Below are 15,403 nucleotides of genomic sequence, written 5' to 3' on the forward strand. Positions count from 1 at the left end.
CGCACCGGACCGAGCCGTACCTTGTCCCAGGATCACGGCATTGGCCTTCACGCCATCAGAGCAGTCCGGTGCCTGCCTCGTTCGCTCGTTCTTCGTCTCGTTCCTGCTGCGCAGCGGCCAGGCCGGACATCGTGCGCAGCGGAACCTCCTTGAGGAAGAGCACCAGTACGAATCCGAGCACCATCAGAATCGACACGGCCAGGAACACGTAGTCCATGGCGTCGGAGAACCCGATACGGAACGGCTCGGCCAGTGCGGGTTCGAGCTTCTGAATGAACGAACTGTCCTGCAGCGCACTGCCCGCGACGGAGGCGTCACCCGAGGCGATGGCCTGGGCGAAACCGGATTCCAGTGGATCGGAACTGGTTGCGGCGCTCTGCACTGCCTGCTGGAACTCCGGCGTCGAACTCGCGGCGATCAGCGCGTCACCCGTCTTGGGGGTCAGCTGCGTGAACAGCATCGACAGAAACACCGCCACACCGACCGTCGCACCGATCTGCCGGAAGAACGTTGCGGCAGAGGTGGATACACCCATGTCCTTGGGCGGCATCGCATTCTGGATGGCCAGGGTCAACGGCTGCATCATCGACCCGAGACCGAGGCCGAAGACACCCATGACGACCATCGTCTGCCACAGCGGGGTATCGGCGTGCACGTAGTGGAAGACGAACATCGCGATGGCCATCAGTGCAGTACCGACGATCGGAAAGATTTTGTACCGCCCCGTCTTCGAGATCATGCGACCCGAGACGATCGACGCGACCATCAAGGCACCGACGAGGGGCAGAGTCTGGTAACCGGCCAGCGTCGGCGAGGATCCCTTGACCACCTGCAGGTACTGCGGCAGTAGCGAGATGCCACCGAACATCGCTGCGCCGGCGATGACGCTGACAGCAATACACAACGAGAACAACGGGTTTCGGAAGAACCGCATGGGGATCAGGGCGTCGTCGCCCATCTTGATCTCGGCGAGCACGAACGCGATGACGCCGACGATGCCGATTCCGAAGCACAGCAGGGCCCGCGGCGAGCTCCATCCCCACACGCGCCCCTGCTCGGCGATGATGAGCAGCGGCACGAGGCCGACGCTGAGAAGCACTGCGCCCCACCAGTCGACGCGCGCCTCGCGGCGATAGACCGGCAGGTTCAGCACCCGCCACACGACGACGAGCGCGATGATTCCCAGCGGGACGTTGATGTAGAAAACCCAACGCCAGCCGGTGATTCCGAGGATCGACGACTGCCCGGCGAGCAGTCCACCGATGACCGGCCCGAGCACGCTGGAGGTACCGAACACGGCCAGAAAGTAACCCTGATACTTGGCCCGTTCACGCGGCGGGACGATATCGCCGATGATGGCCAACGCCATCGACATCAGACCGCCCGCACCGAGACCTTGGATGGCACGGAAAGCGGCGAGTTCGTACATCGACGTCGCGATACCGCACAGCATGGACCCGACGACGAAGATCGAGATGGCCGTCATGAAGAACGGCTTGCGCCCGTACAGGTCGGACAGCTTGCCGTACAACGGGGTCGAGACCGTCGAGGTGATGAGGTAGGCCGTCGTCACCCAGGCCAGAACCGAGAACCCGTTGAGGTCGTCGGCGATGGTCCGAACGGACGTCGAGACGATGGTCTGGTCGAGGGCGGCGAGGAACATGCCCATCATCAGGCCCGACAGAATCGTCATGATCTCGCGATGCGAATACTCGCCGGTCGCGGGCTTCACTTCAGGCTCGGTAACCATCTCTTGGATTCACCTTTACGTAGCATTTACTTGTGTCTTACAACGATATTCGGGACACCAGCATGCGCGCAGAAGGCCGTCTGCGCAAAGGTTTATTTGCGGCGAATCCGGTCCCGCACCTCACGCATCGTGTGCGGGTGAATACCTTCGGCAGCGAGCACTCGACGGGTCTTGCGACGCGTCGACAGGACACCGATGATCGCGACGATCCACACCGGGAACTGCGCGAGCAACGCCACCCGGAATCCGTCGAAGGTGTAGCCGCCCATCGCGTCGAGAATCCAGCCGATCGCCGCGATCACCAACAGCGACGCCAGGAAACCACCGATGTTCACCATCCCCTGCGCTGTGCCCAGATTGGCGCTCGGATTGAACGTTCGCGCGAGGTCGAACCCGATCACCGAACCGGGGCCACCCACCGAGATCACCACCACGAGCAACACCAGCAACCACAGCGGAGCGGGCCCGGGCAACGCCAACACGATCGCCCACATGGTCGCGTTGCCGATCATGATCGCCAGCACCAGCCACGACCGTCGCATCGGATAACGCCCGGTGAGAACACCAACCACGATGCCCGACGCCACCGCCGATGCCACCGACACCGTCAGCAACGCTCCGGCCGTCGACGCCGACAGGCCCTGTGCCGACGTCAGATACGGAACACCCCACAGCAACGCGAACACCGTGATGGAGAACTGGGTACCCATGTGCGAGAAGAAGCCGAGCCGGGTGCCGGGGCGTCGCCACACCTCGGCGATGGAGGCGAGGGTCTGTTTCAGCGTCGTCGGTTCGAACACGGGGGCAGCTCCGTCGTCGGGGCGATCCCTGACGAGCGCGAGAACCAGTACGAGAGCAAGGAGACCGAGTGCCGCTGCGCTACCGAACGCGAACGTCCAACCGGGGCCGTTCAGCAGAATCAGGAACGGGACCGCCGAGAGCACCTGGCCGAGCTGGCCGAGCAGACCGGTCAGCTGCGAGACGATCGGCACTCGCCGCGGCGTGAACCACACCGGCACCAACCGCAGCACCGAGATGAAGGTGAGAGCATCGCCCACGCCGACTAACGCGCGGGCGACCACCGCGACGGAAGCGACTCCGTCAACGCCAGCGTGATCTGTGCCGACGCCATGATCAGCGCGCCTGCGGCGATCATCTTGCGCGAACCGATGCGATCCAACAGCACCCCGGCCGGGATCTGCATCCCCGCGTAGACGATCACCTGCAGCACCACGAACGACGACAGCAGCGACGGCGACACCGAGAATCGATCCGCCGCACTCAGCCCGGCGACGCCGAACGACGTTCGATGCAGCACTCCGACGATGTAGGCGAAGACGCCGACGCCCCACACCACCCAGACTGCCTTGCCAGTACTCACCGGACGATTGTGTCAACCACGCTGTGGAATAGTCGTAGCCGGTAGTACTCGGAGCGGGCAGTAGTACCCGAAGCAAGAAATGGAGCGACGTCGTGGCCAAGCAGCTGTTGGTGCTCAACGGGCCGAATCTGAACATGCTCGGCACCAGGCAGCCGGAGGTGTACGGCCACGCCACCCTCGCCGATGTCGTCGCCCTGTGCGAGAAGACCGCCGCCGAGCACGGGCTCACCGTCAAGGCAGAGCAGTCCAACCACGAGGGTCAGCTCATCGACTGGATCCACGAGGCCCGCGGGGTGGCGTCGGGCATCGTCATCAACCCGGGCGGACTGACGCACACCTCGGTGGCGCTGCGCGACGCCCTCGTCATCCCCGAGGTGCCGATCATCGAGGTGCACATCTCCAACGTGCACGCCCGTGAGGAGTTCCGGCACCACTCCTTCGTCTCCCCCATCGCCAGCGGCGTCATCGCCGGACTCGGGATCGACGGATACCGATTCGCCATCGAACGTCTGGCTGCACTTATCTGACACAGCTCTCGTTCAACCCAGCTCTCATCTGACACTCAGGTTGTACTGCATAAACTGGTCGCCGTGAACACGAGCAAGAACGTCTCGAAAGACATCAAGGCCATGCAGAACGGCGACAAGAATCGTCGGACTCTGATCCAGATCGTCGTCGCAGTCGTTCTGATCGCGCTCGTGGCGGCGATTGCCCTCTTCATCCTCAACAAGGATTCGACGTCGGGGGATGCATCTTCCGCCGCAGGCTCCGGCGAATCGACCGGCACCCAGCTCACTCCCACGTCGGTGACGGACGACGGTGCCATCCGCTTCGGCAACCCCGATGCCACCACCGTCGTCAGCGTCGTCGAGGACTTCCAGTGCCCGGCGTGCAAGAACTTCGAGGCCATCAGCGGATCGACGTTGCAGCAGCTGGCCGACGCGGGAAATGTCGCCGTCGACTACCGCCCCATCTCCATTCTCGACCGGTTCTCGAACGGAACCATGTACTCCACCCGCGCGGCAAGCGCCGCCATCTGCGTCGCCGAGAACGACCGCGACAACTGGATGAACTGGCACACCACCATGTTCGAGCAGCAGCCGGCCGAGGGCGGAACCGGACTGACGAACGACGAGCTCGTCGCGATCGCCGCCTCTGTAGGGGCCGACTCCCCCGCCGTCGCGTCGTGTATCACCGACGGCAGCTACACCGATTGGGTCACCACCCAGACACAGTCGGTCCTCGGCGAAGGCATCAACGGAACGCCGAACGTGCGCGTCAACGGCACCGACATCTCCTTCCCGACGCCGGAGAACATCCTCGCCGCCGCTCCCGGTAACTGAGCGGCAGCCGGTCGCCATGAGGACACGCGCAGGCGCTGTTGTATTCACCGTCTTCAGCGCGCTCGGGCTACTCGCCGCGATGACGCTGACGATCGAGCGATTCAAACTGCTCGAGGACGCGTCGTACGTCCCGTCGTGCAGCCTGAATCCGGTGCTCTCGTGCGGCTCGGTGATGGTGACGAAACAGGCTGCGCTGTTCGGTTTTCCGAACCCCATCCTCGGCATCGTCGCCTTCTCCATTGCCCTCGTCGCCGGGGTTCTCTGGCTCGGCCGCGTCGAACTACCGCACTGGTTCTGGCTCGGACTGAGTGCAGGCCTGCTGCTCGGCGAGGTCTTCGTGCACTGGCTGATCTTCGAGAGCCTGTACTTGATCAACGCCCTGTGCCCCTACTGCATGGTGGTGTGGGCGGTGACGATGCCGTTGTTCGTGCTGGCTCTGAGCCGATTGGTCGGCTCCGGCCCGAACAGCGGCGGTACCGTCGGCCGACTCTTCCTGGAATGGCGCTGGACGCTGCTCGCCGTGTGGTACGCAATCGTCGTCGCGCTCATCGGAATCCGGTTCTCGGACTACTGGGCAACTTTGGTTTGAAAATACTGCTCCGACAACCCTGCATTTCCTTTTGCGAATCTCATGAGTCGAACGTCTGCACCGTGCATGATGGGTGCAGCACCCGAGTGAGACTGATCACAGCTCCTGGCTCGGGGAAGACCGTTCGAGTAGCAGGAGTCGATACATGGCAGGCGATCCATTCGCAGTCATCGTTGCCGTCATCGTGTCCGCCGCCGGTGTAGTCGCCGGAACCGACGCCCCGGCTCCGATTCCCGATCAGGCGGTGCAGGACCAGGCGGCAGACATTGCCGCCAACGCCGAAGATCAGGCGAAGACGATGAGCGATCAGTGGACCGAACTACTGGGCACCATGCCCGAACCGGCCGCCGACATCGCCGACCGCACCCTCTCCGACGCCGCCGAGGGCCTGCACACCGCCGCCGAACCGATGCTCCCCGATCTGCCGACGGTGGAAGACATCGAAGCAGTGGACACAGAAGCAGCCGATACCGCTGATCCGGCCAGTGCCACCGATCCTGCTGCGGCGGCGACAGATGTTGTTACCGCCGCTCCTGCCGCTCTCGCTGCGGCGGTACCCAGCGCGCCACTGCCGTTCAGTGTGTTCTCCTCGGGCGCTGGGTCGTCGAATGCGGTGTCCACCACTGCAGCCGCGCTCGGGGCCGGTGCCGTTCAATTCGCCGGCCGTACGTACACCGCCGCCGATATCGCCACCCAGACCGCGTTCATGGCGTCGGCCGAGGCCATCAGGCGTGCGCTGTTTCCCGGTCAACCCGCCACGTTCACCGGCATCAACGTGGGCGCGATCGGCTTGGGTGCCGTGGGAGCGATCACCGCCTTCGTGCCGTGGCTGCAGAAGGCGGGCAACATCTGCGGCGGCGTCAAAGCGACCACGATCGCGGCACTGTATGCCGCCGAGAACGGTTTTCGGCACGGCCCCACTGCTCCGGTCTCGAGCACCGGCGCGCAGGGGCCAGGGCAGTTCATGCCAGGAACCTGGGCGACCTACGGCAAGGACTACGACGGCAACGGTGTCACCGACGTCAACAGCATCGGTGATTCGGTGATGGCGTCGGGCACACTGCTGTGCGACATCTACGGGCAGGTCGACGGGTGGAAGCGCGAGGGCAAGGTGTCCGGTGACACCTTGGATCTGACCCTGGCCGGGTACAACGCCGGCGCGGGAGCGGTGCTGCGATCGGGCGGTATGCCCTCTGGCACATTCGATTACGAGACGCAGACCAAGCCGTACGTCTCTCGTATCCGGGCGACCGAAACGCAGTTCGCCGCCATCCTGACCCCGTTCGCCGGACTCGACCTCACCGGAATCGGCGGCCGATCGGTGCAGTTGGCGATGGACTATCTGGGACTTCCGTACGTGTGGGGCGGCGGCAACATCAACGGACCGTCCGGCGGCGGATTCGACTGCTCGGGTCTGACGTCGTATGCCCTCTACAAGGCCTCGGGCGGAAAGGTGACGCTGCCCCGAACCTCGGAAACTCAGTGGAACGTGGGCACCGAGATTCCGATGGAAATGGCGCAACCGGGCGATCTGCTGTTCGGTAACTTCGGGCCGGCCGGGCCGGGCCACGTGGCGATCTACATGGGCAACGGCCAGATGGTCCACGCACCCCAACGCGGCGACGTGGTGCGCGTGGCACCGGTGTTCGACGGTATGCGCGCCCGTCACATCGTGTAGGTGCGCGCGTACAGTGCGGACGTGACCAATGCACGTGTGGAACCGGCAGGATTCGACGACGAACTGGCACCGGAGCCGCCGCCCGGTGAGGGTTTCGAGACCGACTGGCCGGTGCGAACCGGCGACATCGATCCGAACAACCGACTACGGTTCGACGGCGTTGCCCGCTACCTGCAGGACATCGGTACGGACAACCTCGACGCCACTCCCCTGGGCAAGACGGATCCCATGTGGATCGTGCGGCGCACCGTCATCGACGTCTTCGAGCCGATCCATTTCCCGGACCGAGTACACATGCGGCGTTGGTGTTCGTCGATGTCGACGCGGTGGTCGAACATGCGCGTGGCACTGACGACACCGAAGGGTGGGCGCATCGAGACCGAGGGCTTCTGGATCAACATCAGCAAGGACACCGGGATGCCGACCCGCATCAGCGACGGTGCCCTGGAAATGCTGGCGCGAACCACCGATCAACACCGGTTGCGATGGAAGGCATGGCTGACCGAGCCGGTGCCGGCCGAATCGACCACGGATGTGCAGTTCCCCTTGCGCGCAACCGATATCGATCCGTTCGACCACCTCAACAATGCGGTCTACTGGCACGCGATCGAGGAGTTGCTGGTCGACGTGCCCGAGCTGGCCGCGTCGCCGCACCGCGCCGTCATCGAATACCTGAGCCCGGTACTGGCGGGTGAACGCGTCACTCTGCGCCACCGCTACGAGGGCGGCGCGTTGACCGTCTGGTTCGTCGTCACCGGAGCATCCGGCGAGCCCACGGTCCGCACCGTGGCCAAGGTTGCCGCCAGAGCCTGACGGTCGAGCTTGCCGCGCGGCGTACGCGGAAGAGCGTCCACGACGGCGATCACCACCGGCAGGCTCGGCCCCGGCAGCACGGTGCGCAGGTGGCGGCGAATCCGAGCCACGGATATCGAATCGGTCTGCGCCACAACAACTGCGGCAGCAGGTTCCTCACCGGTTCTGTCGTTGGGCAACCCGACCACCCCAGCCTCGAGCACACCGGGAACTGCGAGCAGGGCCGCCTCGATCGGGGTCAACTCCACCGTGAGACCGGCCCGGACGATCGTCTCGCTGCCGCGGCCGTGCAAGGTCAGTCGGCCCTCTTCGACACTGCCGCGATCGCCGACGGTCATCCACCCTTCGACCGGCCCGTTCGTCAGGGTCATGTGGCCTCCCACTCGGCTCAGGTAGCCGTCGAACAGCATGTCACTGCGGACGTGGAGCAGATCGTCCCTGATCTCGACCTCGACCCCGTCGAACAGCTGACCGCGGACCTCGGTGCCTTCGATTTCGCTTCGGTCGTAGGAAACGAAACTGAGCTCGGACGCCCCGTAGAAATGTGTCAGCGCCGCATTCGGAAGTACCGCCGCCAGAGCGGCCCTCCCCGGCTCCGCCCACCGCGCCGCGGACGAGAGCACCTCACGGACACTGTTCGATCGCACTCCCGAGCGAGCGATGTCCCACGCAATGGTCGGGACCGAATACAGATGTGTCGCAGCACCTTCGAGAGCTGCCGTGGGCCCTCGTAGGTCGACCGTCGCCCCGCGGGTGAGCCCGTGCAGTGCGCCGTAGAGAAAGTGCGTGTGATCGAGAGTGCCCGGTGCGGACACCCGATCTCCCGGACCGAGATCGAACAAGGCATCGGAGCGATCCAGCGTCGCCGCCCACGACGCTTGATTCCGCACGAACAACTTGGGCGGACCGGTGGTTCCCGAAGTGACGCCCACGAGCAACTCGGAATCCGGTGTGGGGGTGGGCGCGGCGGTTGTCTTGGCAGCCATGTCCTCGGGTGCGAACACGTCGACTGCACCCCAACCGTGCACTCTCGCGTGCTGACGCGGGTGCGCGACAATCAGCGAGGGCTCGCAGACCGCCACGACATCGGCGAATTCCGGAGCCAACAAATGCCGATGCAGCAGAACGACACTCACCCCGGCATGCATCGCCGCGACGACGACCACCAACGACCCGATGTCCGACGTCGGCAGAACCGCGATGCGACGCATCCCTGCCACTGCGGACGCCGCACGCGTCACCCGGTCCCAGAATTCGCGGTAGGTGATCGCCCCGGTCGCGTCGACCACGGCTGCCTCGGAGCGGTCGAAATGCCGCGCTATCCGGGCGGCGAGGAGTTCACTCGTGGTCATCGTCATCTACACCGCGTGCGACGAGGGCGTCTCCCATGGCGTCGGCGGTGCGGAGGGCCCGCACCAGGACCGGCGTTGCCAGTGCCGTCATCGACCACTGCAGTCCGCGTGCCTTACGGGCCTGCGACACCTCTTGGACGATGGACGCGAGTAGAGGGATGCATCGGATGGCCAGGGCCAGCAGCAGCCCGATGCGATCCGGGTCGACGCCGAAGCGGCGGACGGGGCCGAGCGCTCGGGTGACGGTATCGAGCATGTCGGTCACGCGGGTGGTGAGGGTGACGAGAGCTGCCAGTGCAACGGAGATCACCAGCACCCCACACACCACGACGGCGCGCTGCCAGGTCGTGATTATCACCTGGAAGACGCCGATGATCAGCAGCATCCACAGCACCGGACGCAGTTGCGCCAGTGCGACTTTCGCTGGAATGCGAGCCACCGCGAACAATGCCGCGACCAGTACCGCTACCGCTGCGACCTCGAGCGGAGTGCGCGCGAAGATCACCGTCCCCAGGATCGCGAGGATCAGCGCCAGCAGCTTCGATCCCGGGCTCATCCGGTGCAGCAGCGAGGTACCGGGCCGGTAGAGACCGATCATCCGATCAGCTCCCGATAGGCCGGGACCGCGGCGGCGGGGGTGCCGTCGAACGCGATGCGGCCGTCGTCGATGACGATGACGCGCTCGAAGCTGTCCAGCAGGGCCAGTTGGTGGGTCACGACGATGACTTGCTGATCCATCGAATCCAGAGCCTGCGCGACGACGCGTCCGTTCCGCAGATCCAGCAGCGTGGTCGGTTCGTCCGCCACGACCACCTCCGGTCGTCGGATGAGGACGGCACCGATCGCCAGCAATTGCTTCTGTCCACCGGAGAGCAGATGCGCCGGATGGTCGCGGTGCTGATCGAGACGGAAGCGGACCAGAATCTCCTCCACCCGCTCGGCCACCTCGGCCTTGTTCAACCCGGACCTGCGCAGCGAGAACGCGAGATCCTCGGCGACAGTGGGCATCACGATCTGCGAATCTGGATCGGTGAACACGAAGCCGACCTTCTTGCGTACCTGCGCGCCCTTCTTGGCGGCGTCGATACCGTCGACCGTGACACGGCCCGTATCGGGTTTGATCAGACCGTTGATCATCCGCGCGAGCGTCGACTTGCCGGAACCGTTGGAGCCGATGATGCCGATCCGGCGCTCGTCGAACTCGAGATCGATGCCGTGCAGCACCTGCCGTTCTCCGAACGAGTGCGAAATGTTCTCGAACTTGATTGTGCTCATATGACCCTGCTCATGTCGCTCGTTCCACCAGCATCGCTATTCCCTGCCCGCCGCCGATGGCGCAGGCCGCCAGGCCCAGTGCCGGACCCCCGGGTTGCAGCATTCGAGAGGCCAACCGTACCAGCAGAATTGCGCCTGAAGCTCCCCACGGATGCCCCATCGCTATGGCTCCACCTTGCGGGCAGATGCGGTCCTCGTCGAGACCCAATTCATCCGAGACCGCGAGCACGACCGACGCGAAAGCCTCGGTGATTTCGATGGTGTCGATGTCGGCGAGGCCCACCCCGGTGCGGGCGAGCAGCTTCTCGATCGCCGGCACCGGACCCAGCCCGGGAAGAGCCGGGTCGGACCCTGCGACGGCACTGCCGAGGATGCGCAACGCCGGCATCCCGGCCGCCCGCTCGGCGGTGGTGATGGCCAGAACCGCTGCGCCGTCGGATATTCCGCACGAGTTGCCCGCGGTCACCGTGCCGGCTGGGGTGAACGTGCCGGCTGGGGTGAATGTGGGACGCAGTCTGCCGAGTCGCTGGGCGGTCATGTTTGGGCGGATGCGCTCGTCGGTTGCGACCTCGTTCACTTTGACGATTTCGGCTGAGAAGTCGCAGGCCGCCGCGCGTGCGAACGACCGTGCAGCGTAGGCATCTTGGCGTTCGCGCCCGATACCGCGGATTCGCGCGAGGTCGTCCGCTGCCACACCCATGTCGGGGTCCTCGAAGCCGGGCGGAGCGAACGGCGCTCGGGTGTAGCGGACAGGCTCTTCGCCGTCGACCGGTGGCCAGAACCGCCACGGACTGGTGCTGGCAGATTCGACGCCACCGGCCAGTATCGACGTCTCGTCGCCGCTGCGGATGCGCGACGCGGCCTGCGCCACGGCGTCGAGCCCGGATCCGCACTGCCGATCGACGGTGACTCCGGGAACACCGACACCGAGGCCCGCGAGCAGCGCCGAGACCCGTGCAACATCACCGCCGGGACCGAGGCAGTTGCCGAGAATCACGTCGTCGATCGGGGTATCGAGCGGACTGATCTCTGCTGCAACAGCTTTCAGTACCGGCGCAGCGAGGTTCGGGGCGGTGACATCGGCGAAGCCGTGCCCGGCGATACCGATCGCAGAACGTTTGGCCGCAACGATGACGGGGCTGTACGAAGCAGACACATTCACAGCAGGGCCCTTCGGGAGATCTTGCCGCTCGCGGTGCGGGGCAACTGCTGCACCACCGTCCAGCGTCGCGGCAGCGCCTCCTTCGCCATGATTGCGCGAGCGTCGGCGCGCACCAGGTCGAGGTCGCGGGTGCCGTCGAGTTCGATGACGGCTGAGACCGTTTCGCCGAGAACCGCGTGCGGTATGCCGATCGCTGCCGCAGCTCGGACGCCGTCGAGCCCGGTCAGGATGCTTTCCACGTCCTCGGCGATCACGGTGGTTCCGCCCACGTTGATCGCTGCATCTCCGCGGCCGTGGACGAGGAGTTCGGAGCCGTTCAGTTCGGCCAGATCACCGACGCCGAACCAATCGCGCGCACCGAGCGCGGCGTACGGCGATCGAACGAACAGGTGCCCGTCCTCGGTACGTGCGTCGACATCCCGGAGCAGCCTCAGAGACGATTGTTCGCCGACCACCCTCGCCGCCACCAGCGACAACTCCGCCGAGCCGTAGTATTCGACCAGCCTGACATCTTGCGCCGAGATCGTCTGCGCGGCAGCGTCATCGAGGCCGGCTCCGGCAGCGACGGCAATCCGCGCGTGAGGCATGCGGCGGAGGACGTCACGGAGTACCGCAGGCACCGCGTGGACAGCCGTGGCCTGCGCGGGATCGTCGGTGACGCATGCCCCCAGCCACAGTGCGTGCACCGCGGCGAACAGGTGCATCGTGGCGTGCAGCGGTCCGGTGATGAGCACGGTGTCGGTCGGGCGGATACCGGAGATGTCGGTGAACTCGGGGAAGCTGTCTACCCACGACGCGACCGTGCGAGCGAGCGGTTTCGGCCGGCCGGTGGAGCCCGAGGTTGCCACCAGCAGGAACGCATCGGGATCGATGTGCGCAGGGCGCTCAGGACGGGCGGCCGGATCCTCCACTCGGACCGCACTGCCCTGCCTGGCTGCCGCGAAAACGCAGATCAACGCGTCCGGCAGCTCCAGTGCTGATGCGTCGTGAAATCGAGCGTCGTGCACCGGGAGGTGAGGCCACTGCTCGACGGCTGCGTCGAGTTCGGCGTAGGTGAGTGTGCGACCCGCCCAGGAGATGGCGGTGTCGTTGTCGCGGCCTCGACCTCCCAGCGTGAGAGTCACGCCTTGATCAGGCCCGGGTACGCGCGGTGGACGCTCTTGGCGACGACGGTGGCGACGACGACCTTCGCGATGTCGCCGGGCAGGAACGGTCCGTTGGAGGTGATCGCGGCCCAGACTCCGACGTCGGTGCGCAGGATCAGACCGGCGATGCCGAATACATAGACGACGAGGATGCCACCGACCGCGTTGATCGCCAGGCCGAGCGCAATCGAGTACTTGGGGAGAATGCGGGCGGTGAGCCAGCCGATCAGCAACGCTGCCGGTATCCAGCCGATGAGGTAGCCGACGGTAGGCCCGGCCATGGCGGCGAGACCGGTGCGCCCGCCCGCCAGCAGCGGCAGGCCGATCATCGTCAGGGCGAGGAACACCAGAACCGCGGCCGTGCCCTTGCGGGGTCCGAGGATCGCGCCCGACAGGATGATGCCGAGGGTCTGCAGGGTGATGGGGACGCCCGAGAACCCGACCGTGATCGATCCCGGCAGGCCGAGCGCGGCGATGAGTGCTGCGAACACTGCGATCTGCGCCATGTCGCGGGCGGAGACGTTCATTCGGCTGACCTTACGGCTCGGCTGGCGGGTACTGCTGTCGACATCTGACACGGTGGCTCCTCGTGGAGTGGGGCGGTGACCTGCCCCAGAAACTTGAACGGCGTTCAAGGTAGCAGGCCAGCGGCCTGTGCCACACCGGCACGGGTGTGGTTCAGAAGGGCGGAGGGTCGTATCGGGTGCGGTCGTATCGGACGCGTGCATGGACGACGCGACAGTGTTCCAGGTAGGCCCGCCGCTTCTCCGCCAACTCATTTCGGTCGATATCCGTTGTCGCAGAACGACAATCGTCCAGACTCGGCGGTGTACACCCGCAGTATTCGAGTTCCCAGCGGGTCGGTTCGAGCAGGCTCGCTCCCGGCCTCGACGAAACCCTTCGCCGTCGGCGGGATGCGCGGGGAGTCGCGATCGACAACTCCGGCAACGTGACTCTGCGTAGACCGAGCGAGTTCGACCACAGAATCGCGCCGCCGGCGAGCATCACCGCCGACCACGCTCCCGAGGTCTTGGCCTGATGATGGAACACGCACACCGGCTGAAGATTGGTCACGATCGTCCAGCCGCCCCGCTCGGGATCGTCGTGATCGAACGGAACCAGATGATCGATCTGACACCGGGCCGCCGGCACGTCGCAGTTCGGGAAAGTGCACGTGCGATAGGCAGCCCGAACGAATGCCGCGACGCGGGCACCTGGCCGATACGTCACCGCAGACCGCAACGGAGCGGACTCGCCGCCATGACCGTCGGGAAAGATTCCGCGAGCACGCTCGGGCCGTTCGGCAATCCAGGCAAGCCACCGTGCGACGAGCCCATCGCGGACAGACTCCTCCCCCGGTAGCGGGACCGCAGGTGGAAGGCAGTGGGTACCCCCGAGACGCACGGACGGAAGCTGGGCGGCACCTCGTACCCGACCTATACCGACCACCCGACGCAACAACGACGGCACCGCCGTAGAGAACGGTCCGAACGAACTCGACTGCGCACCCAACCCATCGCCGCTGCGGAAGCCGGTTTGGCCGGGGTCGGAGTGCCCGGAACTTGGGCCGGAGTCACAGGGCGACTGCCCGCGGCCGGAGTGCGAAGGACCGCCACCGGCTGAACCACCGTCGTGCGGACCACCGCCATCGGGGCCGCTGTCGTCAGGACCACCGTCGTCTGGACCGCCGCCGTCAGGGCCGCCGCCGTCAGGACCATCGCCATCCGGGCCGCCATTGTCAGGGCCATCGCCATCCGGGCCGCCGCCGTCAGCACCGCCGTCGTCAGGGCCGCCTTCGGGGCCACCGTCCAACCCACCACTGTCAGGGCCGTCAACGTCCCGGCCGTCACCGTTCGATCCGCCGTCGCCCGTGTTTCTCTGTTCGGGCTTCAGCATCTCGACCAGCTCGGTCAGCAGCGCCTGCCACTTGGCATCCGTGGCGACGATGCGCGCCACTTCGGGGTCGATGGGCGTCCCGTCGGGGAGGGTCGCAGGCTCCGAGGACAGGCCCAGCAATGTCTCCACAGCCACCACGATCTGGAGGAGATGCCCGCGCCGAGGAGGAATGTCGTCGACAGCGCCTGCCACCGGGCAGTCGTCGCCGCGATCGCACTGACACGCCAGTGAATGCTCGCCGTGCAGCAACGCCATCAGACCCGCGGCCCGCAGCGTCCCCGTCGATCGTGGGTCGCGCTTACAGACCGTCCCGACGATCTCGGTGATGAGCGCATCCGCCTCTGCCGCTTCGAGATCGGTGATCTTCGCAATGAGCGACGCGATCCCGCCCGGACCGGTGCGGTCGATCCGCACGCCGAGCTCCTCGGACTTCGCCGCCTCGCGGGCAGCTGCGGCACCGACCGGATCGGCCTTCATCCACAGCCGCCAGATCCGATTGCGTAGCGCCTGCGGACGCATCCGGCCACCCGCCGCACACACCTCGTATTCGATCTTCGCGATCGTCTCGTCACTGGCACGATGCAGCACCGAGGTGATCGTCACCACCGTCGACCAGTCGAAGCTGCCGGTGACGAAACGCAAGGCAGTCAACGGCATCCGATGTAAACGCTCCGCGACGTCGTGCACCACGGACGCATCGCGGCGCGTTCCTGTCATCGTCACGGCCAGATCGCACAGGGCACCGCGGACTGTCTCGCCCGGATCTCCACCGGCAGCTTCGGCTGCCTCGAGGCGCATCTCGAGCACGTCGCAGTAGGCGAGCACGGTCGCTGCCCGAGCGAGATTCTCGTTGACACGGTTGAGCGCGATGACGTCGAGAAACCCCGCGACGCAGTCATCGACCGGCGGCGTCTCCGCCGCTCCCCACCCCCCGGTATCGAACATGCATTCGATGATACGAGAGGGGTACGACAAGAAAATCCGAGAACAATTCGAGTCGTATCGGTATAACTGCAACA

At 65.7% G+C, this 15,403-nt stretch carries 13 protein-coding genes and 1 pseudogene; 5 read left to right on the top strand and 9 right to left on the bottom strand.

What is annotated here, in order from left to right; genetic code table 11:
* Positions 1-55: 55 nt before the first annotated feature.
* Both R3P93_RS14635 and R3P93_RS14640 read right to left on the bottom strand, forming a co-directional pair.
* Complete coding sequence (locus R3P93_RS14635) at positions 56-1,750, bottom strand: MDR family MFS transporter (protein ID WP_317533342.1); 1,695 nt, start codon at positions 1,748-1,750, stop codon at positions 56-58.
* A gap of 92 nt (positions 1,751-1,842) precedes the next feature.
* A pseudogene (locus R3P93_RS14640) lies at positions 1,843-3,131 on the bottom strand (MFS transporter).
* Positions 3,132-3,223: 92 nt separating this feature from the next.
* On the opposite strand from R3P93_RS14640, the gene aroQ reads away from it, so the two are divergent.
* From aroQ to R3P93_RS14665, 5 genes are all read left to right on the top strand, one after another.
* The gene (gene aroQ / locus R3P93_RS14645) at positions 3,224-3,658 is read left to right on the top strand and encodes a type II 3-dehydroquinate dehydratase (protein WP_082899543.1); all 435 of its coding nucleotides are present in this window, start codon (positions 3,224-3,226) and stop codon (positions 3,656-3,658) included.
* 63 nt (positions 3,659-3,721) lie between these two features.
* Positions 3,722-4,474 (top strand): DsbA family protein, encoded by a 753-nt coding sequence (locus R3P93_RS14650; RefSeq protein ID WP_317533343.1) that lies wholly within the window; start codon positions 3,722-3,724, stop codon positions 4,472-4,474.
* Between the two features lie 16 nt (positions 4,475-4,490).
* Positions 4,491-5,063, top strand: a complete 573-nt coding sequence (locus R3P93_RS14655) for a vitamin K epoxide reductase family protein (protein WP_283347680.1) — start codon at positions 4,491-4,493, stop codon at positions 5,061-5,063.
* Positions 5,064-5,208: 145 nt separating this feature from the next.
* Positions 5,209-6,741 carry a C40 family peptidase gene (locus R3P93_RS14660; protein ID WP_283347681.1) on the top strand — a complete coding sequence of 511 codons (1,533 nt, stop codon included), beginning with the start codon at positions 5,209-5,211 and terminating at the stop codon, positions 6,739-6,741.
* A gap of 21 nt (positions 6,742-6,762) precedes the next feature.
* Positions 6,763-7,554 (top strand): acyl-[acyl-carrier-protein] thioesterase, encoded by a 792-nt coding sequence (locus R3P93_RS14665; RefSeq protein WP_394855307.1) that lies wholly within the window; start codon positions 6,763-6,765, stop codon positions 7,552-7,554.
* On the opposite strand, the gene R3P93_RS14670 is transcribed toward R3P93_RS14665, so the two are convergent.
* The 7 genes from R3P93_RS14670 to R3P93_RS14700 form a co-directional block, all read right to left on the bottom strand.
* On the bottom strand, positions 7,458-8,906 hold the full coding sequence (locus R3P93_RS14670; protein ID WP_317533344.1) for an AMP-binding protein: 1,449 nt from the start codon (positions 8,904-8,906) through the stop codon (positions 7,458-7,460). The genes R3P93_RS14665 and R3P93_RS14670 overlap by 97 nt on opposite strands.
* Complete coding sequence (locus R3P93_RS14675; RefSeq protein ID WP_317533345.1) at positions 8,893-9,504, bottom strand: energy-coupling factor transporter transmembrane component T family protein; 612 nt, start codon at positions 9,502-9,504, stop codon at positions 8,893-8,895. Before R3P93_RS14675 ends, R3P93_RS14670 begins: the two co-directional genes overlap by 14 nt.
* Positions 9,501-10,181, bottom strand: a complete 681-nt coding sequence (locus R3P93_RS14680) for an energy-coupling factor ABC transporter ATP-binding protein (protein WP_269595346.1) — start codon at positions 10,179-10,181, stop codon at positions 9,501-9,503. The genes R3P93_RS14675 and R3P93_RS14680 overlap by 4 nt, the downstream gene beginning before the upstream one ends.
* Before the next feature lie 10 nt (positions 10,182-10,191).
* The gene (locus R3P93_RS14685) at positions 10,192-11,343 is read right to left on the bottom strand and encodes a thiolase family protein (protein WP_317533346.1); all 1,152 of its coding nucleotides are present in this window, start codon (positions 11,341-11,343) and stop codon (positions 10,192-10,194) included.
* Positions 11,340-12,467 carry an AMP-binding protein gene (locus R3P93_RS14690; protein ID WP_317533347.1) on the bottom strand — a complete coding sequence of 376 codons (1,128 nt, stop codon included), beginning with the start codon at positions 12,465-12,467 and terminating at the stop codon, positions 11,340-11,342. Before R3P93_RS14690 ends, R3P93_RS14685 begins: the two co-directional genes overlap by 4 nt.
* On the bottom strand, positions 12,464-13,015 hold the full coding sequence (locus R3P93_RS14695; protein WP_176460393.1) for a biotin transporter BioY: 552 nt from the start codon (positions 13,013-13,015) through the stop codon (positions 12,464-12,466). Before R3P93_RS14695 ends, R3P93_RS14690 begins: the two co-directional genes overlap by 4 nt.
* A 151-nt stretch (positions 13,016-13,166) precedes the next feature.
* Entirely contained in the window at positions 13,167-15,329 is a 2,163-nt protein-coding gene (locus R3P93_RS14700; RefSeq protein WP_317533348.1) for an HNH endonuclease signature motif containing protein, read from the bottom strand.
* Positions 15,330-15,403: the final 74 nt, after the last annotated feature.

Source organism: Rhodococcus cerastii, from assembly GCF_033042195.1.
Classification (GTDB): domain Bacteria; phylum Actinomycetota; class Actinomycetes; order Mycobacteriales; family Mycobacteriaceae; genus Rhodococcoides.

Excerpts from the sequence above, each read along its gene's own strand:
- R3P93_RS14695 (WP_176460393.1), bottom strand. The coding sequence starts at position 13,015 with ATGAACGTCTCCGCCCGCGACATGGCGCAGATCGCAGTGTTCGCAGCA.
- R3P93_RS14700 (WP_317533348.1), bottom strand. The coding sequence starts at position 15,329 with ATGTTCGATACCGGGGGGTGGGGAGCGGCGGAGACGCCGCCGGTCGAT.
- R3P93_RS14655 (WP_283347680.1), top strand. The coding sequence starts at position 4,491 with ATGAGGACACGCGCAGGCGCTGTTGTATTCACCGTCTTCAGCGCGCTC.
- R3P93_RS14660 (WP_283347681.1), top strand. The coding sequence starts at position 5,209 with ATGGCAGGCGATCCATTCGCAGTCATCGTTGCCGTCATCGTGTCCGCC.
- R3P93_RS14635 (WP_317533342.1), bottom strand. The coding sequence starts at position 1,750 with ATGGTTACCGAGCCTGAAGTGAAGCCCGCGACCGGCGAGTATTCGCAT.
- R3P93_RS14675 (WP_317533345.1), bottom strand. The coding sequence starts at position 9,504 with ATGATCGGTCTCTACCGGCCCGGTACCTCGCTGCTGCACCGGATGAGC.
- R3P93_RS14680 (WP_269595346.1), bottom strand. The coding sequence starts at position 10,181 with ATGAGCACAATCAAGTTCGAGAACATTTCGCACTCGTTCGGAGAACGG.
- R3P93_RS14670 (WP_317533344.1), bottom strand. The coding sequence starts at position 8,906 with ATGACCACGAGTGAACTCCTCGCCGCCCGGATAGCGCGGCATTTCGAC.